Here is an 8,482-nt window from a genome sequence, read left to right on the forward strand (position 1 = left end):
ACTAGCCACAACAGGTGGTATCTCCTCGATTCCACTGGGTCTTTGCTGTTTTTGTATTCTTTCTCTAACTCTGAGCTTGACAGATGCTCCTCTAATTCTAATTTTCTTGTCATCTTTCTCTCTTCTCTCTCTACCTCTACTATCCGGATTTGGGATGAGGGATTGAAACAGCAGAGATATCCCTACAACAGTCCCTGAACGAACTTGCGTTGAAATCCACCTAAATCCCTATGAGGGATTAAAACGTTCATAGAGACCCTTGAATACCCCCCTATTCCAGGTTGAAATCCACCTAAATCCCTATGAGGGATTGAAACCGACTAGCTTAACCCATTAGACTTGATCAGAGGTTGGAAGCAAAATCCCAATGAGGAACTGAAACTGATGTCTGACGTAATTACAGCCCAAGTGAGCGATCGCATTTGTAAGCATATGAATGAAGATCATGCCGAGGCGATCGCCTTATACGCCCAAACATTTGGCGAAACGCCTTCAGCGAGCAGCGCTAAAATGGAAGCGATCGATCCTGACGGCATGGATATTACCGCTCAGGTGGAAGGACAACCGGTTTCCTTGCGGATTACCTTCGATCATCAATTGGTGGACTCTGAGGATGCTCACCAAACCTTAATCGCGATGGTGAAACAAGCACGACAAAAGCCTTCTGCTTAAGTTGAGTTCGCCCACTCGATGACCCAAGCAACCCCCCATTTTGTGGAGAAAATGATAGGATTTGTAAAGTTTTGTATCATTTCTCCTCTCAAATCGGATTATGCGACTCGATTCTAGCCCACCCTTATCCTACGATCGCCAACAGTGGAGCCAAGGTTATCAATCTCAACCCCATGAATACGACTATTGGATCGAAGACATCGAAGGCGATATCCCCCAAGAATTAGAAGGAACCCTACTACGCAATGGCCCCGGATTATTAGATATTGGTGGATATCCGATCGCCCATCCCTTTGATGGAGACGGTATGGTGAATGCGATCGCCTTTAAGAGAGGGCGCGCCCACTATCGTAATCGCTATGTGCGTACCCAAGGATATATCGAAGAACAAAAAGCCGGTAAACCCCTATATCGCGGTGTCTTCGGAACCCAAAAACCCGGTGGATGGTTCGCCAACCTGTTTGACTTGCGGCTCAAAAACTTAGCCAATACCCATATTATTTATTGGGCGGATCGCCTTTTGGCTCTCTGGGAAGGAGGACAACCCCATCGCCTCGATCCCCAGACCTTAGAAACTTTAGGGTTAGACGATCTTGACAGTCTTTTAAAAACCGGTCAAGCCTTTTCCGCCCATCCCAAAATCGACCCGTATGGCGATCGCGGTAACCCCTGTTTAGTCAACTTTTCCATTCAACCCGGTTTAAACAGTCAACTAACCCTCTGGGAATTCAACCTTAACGGTCAACTCCTACGCCAAAGAACCCACGAAATTCCCGGATTCTGCTTCATTCACGATTTCGCCATTACGCCCCAATATTATCTATTTTTACAAAATTCAGTATCCTTTAATCCCTTTCCCTTCTTATTCGGACTGCTTGGCCCTGGAGAATGTATTGACTTCGATCGCCACAATGCAACTAAAGTATGGGTGATTCCACGCCAAGGGACTCAACCCATAAAAAGGATAGAAATTGACTCTGGGTTTGTATTTCACCACGTCAATGCCTTTGAAGAAAAGAACCAAATTATCCTAGACTCAATCGGCTATGAATCCTTTCCGGAAGTTGAGCCTGGCAGTGATTTTCGCTATACAGACTTTAATCGACTTGCGCCTAGCCAATTATGGCGTTTTCGACTAGACTTGACAAACAAAAGTGGCGATCGCCAACTCTTAGAATCCCGATGTTGTGAGTTTCCCCAGATTCATCCCCAGTGGGTAGGTCAGTCCCACCGCTATATTTATTTAGGAGCAGCAGATCAAAATCAGGGTAGCGCCCCTTTACAAGGGATTCTCAAACGGGATAACCAATCTGGAGAAACGCAATTTTGGAGTGCAGCTCCCCATGGTTTTGTCAGCGAACCCATCTTTATTCCTCAACCTGGATCGGATGTTGAAGATAAAGGTTGGATTATTTCCATTGTTTACCAAAGCCAAAACCATCGCTCTGATATTATTATCTTAGATGCAGAAAACCTAGAACAAGAGCCAATCGCGCGGCTCCATCTACAACATCATATTCCCTATGGATTACATGGAAGTTGGATACCCAACCAACAACTCGGAATCAGTTGATTCAGTAGTACAAGTCACATCTTAAATTCAGTTTGATTTAGTCATGCTCTCTTGTCACTCCCCTTACAACCAAGAACTAAAGAAGGGCCAATTAAACAGCCCTATCTTTTAATAGCTCCAAATTTTTATAGCGATTCTCTCGTCTATAGAGTAGAGCTTGAAGCATTAGATTCTAAGCAATACAAGCTTTTTCCTATTGCCTAGCGCTTCATGTTATATTCCCAGTGCCGTAGAGGGAATTTGTGAAAGTTGCCTCTCTTTTTTCTTAAACTCTTGTAACTGCTGGTCGATATCATCGCGGACAATAGTTCGATAAACCATAAAGTGTTCTATATGGGCACAAACAATTAAGTAATGCTCCAAAACAGCAGGATTATGGCGCAGAATTGAAAATAAGTGATGCCAGAATTTCCAGCGCGTTTTTCGTTGAAACCCTTGTCGCCAAATAATAATACTTAGAGCGCGTACATCCTTCCAATTAGGAATTTTTCCTGGAGGCGTAGCTTTGGGCGCTCCTAATTTGAGGAAACAGCGATAGGTGCGATCTAAAAATACTTCAGGATCGTATAATTGCCAAAATGCCTCCACAAATTCTTGGGCAATTTCTTCAATAGGACGAGTGGGAATAAAATTCATTAAATTCCGTTGATTTACATCCTGTTTCCCATCATAAAAGAGCCGTCCTTCTTTCTCCAACCGATCCCATAAAGCGGTTGTGGGCAAGGCTTGTAACATGCCAAACATGGCTGTAGGAATTGCCGCTTGTTCGACAAAGCGAATAATGCGATCGGCGGCTCCTTGTTTCTCTCCATCGAAACCAATAATAAAGCCTGCCATGGGGCGCAAACCATGACGAGTTATGGTTTCAACAGCTTCTGATAGAGAACCTCTTGTATTTTGAAATTTTTTAGTTAAGGTCAAGCTGTCTTCATCGGGGGTTTCGATACCTAAAAAGACCGCATCAAAATAACATTCGCACATTAAATCCATTAATTCTGTATCTTGCGCCAAATCAACGGAGGCTTCGGTGTTAAACCGGAAGGGATAGTCATGTTCTGCTTGCCAAACCTTGAGTTCTTTGAGCAGTAATTTAACATTGCGTTTATTGCCAATAAAGTTATCATCGACCATAAATACGCCTCTGCGCCAACCCAATTCATATAAGCAGTCGAGTTCTTTTAAGAGTTGCTGAGGAGATTTGGTACGAGGTTTACGACCATAGAGGGTAATAATATCGCAGAATTCACATTGAAAGGGACAGCCACGGGAAAATTGCACGGACATGGAGTCATAGGCATCCAATTCGAGTAGATCGTATCGGGGAATGGGGGTGATGGTTACGTCAGGTTTTTCGGTGGCCCTAAAGATGCCGCTAGTTTCTCCTTTTTCTAAGGCTTTGACCAGTAAAGGAAGGGTAATTTCTCCTTCATCTAATACAAGAAAATCAGCTCCGGAAGCTTGGAGTTCATTGGGGACTGAGGTCGGATAAGGGCCGCCAACCGCTACTAATTTTCCTCGTTGTTTGGCTTCTTGAATTTGGTCAACGATATCTTTTTTTTGGACGATCATGGCGGAGAGAATAACGAGATCGGCCCATTCCCATTCTGCTTCGGTGACGGGACGCACGTTGCGATCGCATAATTTAAATTCCCACTCTTGCGGTAAAATACCGGCTACGGTGATCAGTCCTAATGGGGGAAACAACACTTTGAGGTCTACTAAGTCTAGGAGAGTATCATAAGACCAAAAGGTTTGTGGAAATAGGGGATAAATTAATAAGACCTTCACGCTGTATGCTTCCCTCACGGCAAAAATAACGACTTACAGCTTAGTTATAACAAGAAAATTAAGATTCTATCTGATCGCCCTTGGAAACTTCGATCAAACACCACTATGACTCTCGATCCCCAACTGGCTTCTCCTGTCAATCAAGCGATCGCCTGTAAAGCCGATCCTGGATGTATTGAATGGCTCTCTCACCCTTGCCACAGAGGTATCAGGGATATTTATTCAACTCTGGCACGGGGGAGCTGTGGCGTATCGATCCCAAAATTCCCGCTGGAGTCAATCGCCCAACCCTGTTAAATTTCTGCAAACCCGTGACTCGCCAAGCGTTTACCGCTCCTAACTTTGCCTATTGGTTGCGTCCGTCCTCAGAAATTTGAGATTCTGGCCATTGAGGATAGGACAAGTTTGGTTACTCTAGGAAGAGAGGCGATAATGCGGCCGATCGCTGGCATGATATCAAGGCTCATTTAATAAAACCTCAAAATCCTCTCACCCGTAATTATTAAGCTCTGTGGTGATGTTCTCCAAAAGAGAAATCTGTTGATAACATTGACTCGAAACAGATTCCCCCTAATCCTTGCATTTACCCTATATTTCCCTAGGAGAGAAAACTGATGCCTCTTAATCCGGTTGGTTCAGAATTCAAAGTTAATAGTACAACAGCAGATCGCCAAGAGTCACCAGCGATCGCGATCGATGCTGATGGTGATTTTGTCCTCACGTGGACTAGTTTTGGGCAAGATGGCAGTCAAACTGGAGTCTATGCCCAACGGTATAACAATACTGGAGCTACTCAAGGTTCAGAGTTTCGAGTCAATACAGAAACCAACAGTTTCCAGTCTGCTCCATCTGTGGGAATAGATACAGATGGAGACTTTGTAATTGCTTGGACAAGTTTTGGACAAGATGGTAGTTCTAATGGCATTTATGCCCAACGGTATAATAATACTGGAGCCACTCAAGGTTCAGAGTTCCGAGTCAATACAGAGACTAACAGCTCTCAGGAAGCTTCTGCGGTTGCCCTGAGTTCTAATGGAAATTTTGTGATCGCTTGGTCGAGTTTTGGCCAAGATGGTGATGGCAACGGCATTTATGCCCAACGATTTAATGCCGATGGCAGCCTTGCGGGTAATGAATTTAGAGTTAATAGTTTTACTACAGATTTCCAATCCTTCCCCGCAGTAGCTATGGATGCCAATGGCAACTTTATCATTACTTGGCAAAGCAACGGACAAGATGGCAGTAGTGCAGGCATTTATGCCCAACGCTATGACAGTAATGGTAGCACTGTGGGAGGAGAGTTTAGGGTCAATAGCTTTACGGCTGACGATCAACGAAATCCCTCAGTGGCGATGAATGATAATGGGCAATTTGTAATTACTTGGGAGAGCGCTAGTCAAGATGGGAGTCAGGAAGGAGTTTATGCCCAACGCTATGACAGTAATGGTGCGGCTGTAGGTGCTGAGTTTCAGGTTAATACCTTTACCACAGGACAACAAAAATCGCCGGAAGTCACCATGGATAATAATGGTGGCTTTTTTATTACCTGGGAAAGTGCTGGGCAAGATGGTGATGGAGACGGGGTTTACGCTCGGCAGTATAATTCTCAAGGACAACCACAAGGGGCGGAATTTCAAGTCAATACCGAGACGGCAAACGATCAGGAGAATCCCGTGATCGCAGTGTCTGATAATGGGCGACTGGCGATCGCCTGGGAAAGTGAAGCCCAAGATGGCGATGCCACAGGAATCTACGCCCAACGCTATCTCTCCAATACCCTAATTGAATTCTCAGAAGCCACCTATCAAGTCAATGAAGATGGCAGTCTCGTCAATGGAGAAATTACTCTCAACCGCAGTGGGAACTTAGATGTCACCTCCCAAGTGCAGGTTAATATTACTGGAGGAACAGCCACTGGCGGAGCAAATGGGGATTATGACAATAGCAACTTCCCCCTCACCGTCACTTTTAATCCGAATGAAACCACCAAAACTGTTCCTGTAACCATTCAGCAAGACTCAGAAACGGAATCCACAGAAACTATTAATTTTAACCTGGATAACCTCAGTAATGCTGAACTGGGTTCACAGAGTACGACCGTTTTAGAAATCTTAGATGATGATATTCCCGGTTTGAAGCTCGAACCTCAAACCGGATTAACCACCACCGAAGCGGGGGGAACGGCTAATTTCAATGTCTCTCTCAATACCCAACCCACTGCTGACGTAACCGTTAATCTGACCAGTAATGACACCAGTGAAGGGACGGTTTCTCCAGCCACATTAACCTTTACTTCACAAAACTGGAATGTCACTCAAGCCGTCACTCTTACTGGAGTTGACGACCAAATTGCTGATGGTAATATTGATTATACGATTGCCGTCAGTGCTAGCAGTAGCGATACCAATTACAATACCCTTTCTCCTTCCCAAGTTACCGCCACTAATGTAGATAACGACACGGTTGGTATTACGGTTAATCCAACCACCGGACTGACGACAACCGAAGCCGGAGGTACAGCCCAATTTTCAGTCGTGCTGAATACCCAGCCAACAGCAGATGTGACCATTCCGGTTAGCAGTAGCGATACCACAGAAGGAACGGTTGCGCCCCAAAACCTGGTGTTTACACCAAGTAATTGGGATACGGTGCAAACGGTTACAGTTACCGGAGTTGCTGATAATATTGACGATGGTGATGTGTCTTATCAGGTTCTGCTAGCGGCGGCTACCAGTACGGATACAAACTACAATGGCATCGATCCGAGTGATGTCTCCGTGACGAATGCAGAAGTGGGACGAGTGATTGTAGAGGAAACTGGGGGAAGTACGGCGATCGCAGAAGGCGGCAATACGGATACTTATACCCTACGTCTGAGTCGCCAACCGATTGGTAATGTTATTGTTGGTGTTACTCCAGATAATCAATCCACAGCAGCACCGTCAACGGTTATCTTTACTCCTAACAGTTGGAATATCGCCCAAACCGTTACTCTGACAGCAGTGGATGATAATGCGACTGAGGGAAATCACAGTAGTACCATTAGCCACACAGTCAATGCTCCAAGCGATCCAGGTTATAATAATTCTCCTGTGCCAACCGTTACCGCTACCATTACCGATAATGACACTGGATCTCCTACTCCTGGTTCAGTGAGCTTTGTAGAATCTGGAGGTAGCACGACTTTAACCGAAGGAGGGGCAACGGACAGTTATACCTTAGTTTTAACTCAACAACCGTCTGCTAATGTCACCATTACAGCAACACCCGATAATCAATCGACGGTCAATCCAACGACGTTTACCTTTACTCCCAGTAACTGGAATACTCCACAAACGGCAACCCTAACAGCAGTGGATGATACAGCAGTAGAGGGGAATCATAGTAGTGTAATTCGCCATACCAGCACTAGTACGGATGCGAGTTTTAATAATATTACTCTGGCCAGTGTGACAGCGGCGATCGCTGATAATGATACTACTCCCACTCCCACTCCTACTCCTACTCCTACTCCTACTCCTACCGATCCAGTTGTTCCTCCTTCTGAGCCTACGCCTCCCACCCCAACTCCCACTCCCACTCCTACCCCTGGCGATTCAGGAAATAACAACATCTTTGGTACAGCAGGGAATGATGTGATTAATGCGGGAGCTGGCAATGACCAAGTTTCTGGTTTGCAAGGGAATGATATTATCTCTGGTGGCTCGGGAAATGATGGTATTAATGGCAATCAAGGCAACGATGGCATTAATGGAAATCAAGGTAATGACCTACTCTATGGCGGTCAAGGTAATGATGTTGTCCGGGGTGGCCAGAATGACGATATTGTTTATGCGAACCAAGGGGCAGATCAACTCTTTGGTGATTTAGGCAACGATCTCCTCTATGGTGGTCAAGGTGATGATACCGTCAATGGTGGCGACGGAAATGATACCCTGAGTGGTGATTTTGGCGCAGACGTGCTTTCTGGTGGTTCAGGTGCAGACATTTTTGTTCTGCGCACCAGTACGGCGGTTAATCAAATTGAACAAGCTGATTTTATTGTTGATTTTCAAATTGGGGTGGATCGTATTGGTTTAACCGGTGGTTTAACGGCTCAGAATTTGTTAGTGCAAAATGTGGCTGGCAATACGGTCATTCGGATCAATCCATCCGGTCAAATTTTGGGTATTGTGGCCAATACACCACCGACAGCTTTCTCTGTGAATGACTTTGTCCCGGTTAATATTGGCGTGGTTTAAGGCGATCGAAAAGTATAGCAAGATCTTTAGAGGCGAAAAGTTTTTCGCCTCTACTTTCAATTGATATTATATAGCAGTGAAAGGGAGAGTTAGGACATAATAGAAAGATGAAGTTAGCGATCGTGAGATGATGCCATCAGCTTATAGTATAGACCTAAGACATAAAGCCGTGGGGGCCTATGATAGAGGGGAGCGTAAGAGCCATGTG

The 8,482-nt window shown here is 45.1% G+C and carries 5 protein-coding genes; 4 read left to right on the top strand and 1 reads right to left on the bottom strand.

The features are described 5' to 3' along the window. Positions 1-384: 384 nt before the first annotated feature. Positions 385-672 (top strand): DUF2470 domain-containing protein, encoded by a 288-nt coding sequence (locus tag J7545_RS07105; protein ID WP_318698863.1) that lies wholly within the window; start codon positions 385-387, stop codon positions 670-672. Positions 673-772: 100 nt separating this feature from the next. Further along, positions 773-2,245, top strand: coding sequence for a carotenoid oxygenase family protein (locus J7545_RS07110; protein ID WP_318698864.1), 1,473 nt, complete (start codon positions 773-775; stop codon positions 2,243-2,245). A 213-nt stretch (positions 2,246-2,458) separates the two neighbouring features. Here J7545_RS07110 and J7545_RS07115 read toward each other — a convergent pair whose 3' ends face one another. Beyond that, positions 2,459-4,033: a B12-binding domain-containing radical SAM protein gene (locus tag J7545_RS07115; RefSeq protein ID WP_318698865.1), complete on the bottom strand. Its 1,575-nt coding sequence runs from the start codon at positions 4,031-4,033 to the stop codon at positions 2,459-2,461. A gap of 179 nt (positions 4,034-4,212) precedes the next feature. On the opposite strand from J7545_RS07115, the gene J7545_RS07120 reads away from it, so the two are divergent. Both J7545_RS07120 and J7545_RS07125 read left to right on the top strand, forming a co-directional pair. Next, positions 4,213-4,410 carry a hypothetical protein gene (locus tag J7545_RS07120; protein ID WP_318698866.1) on the top strand — a complete coding sequence of 66 codons (198 nt, stop codon included), beginning with the start codon at positions 4,213-4,215 and terminating at the stop codon, positions 4,408-4,410. A 237-nt stretch (positions 4,411-4,647) separates the two neighbouring features. Further along, positions 4,648-8,274 (top strand): Calx-beta domain-containing protein, encoded by a 3,627-nt coding sequence (locus J7545_RS07125; protein ID WP_318698867.1) that lies wholly within the window; start codon positions 4,648-4,650, stop codon positions 8,272-8,274. Positions 8,275-8,482: the final 208 nt, after the last annotated feature.

This window comes from Roseofilum sp. SBFL, assembly GCF_017746885.1.
GTDB lineage: Bacteria > Cyanobacteriota > Cyanobacteriia > Cyanobacteriales > Desertifilaceae > Roseofilum.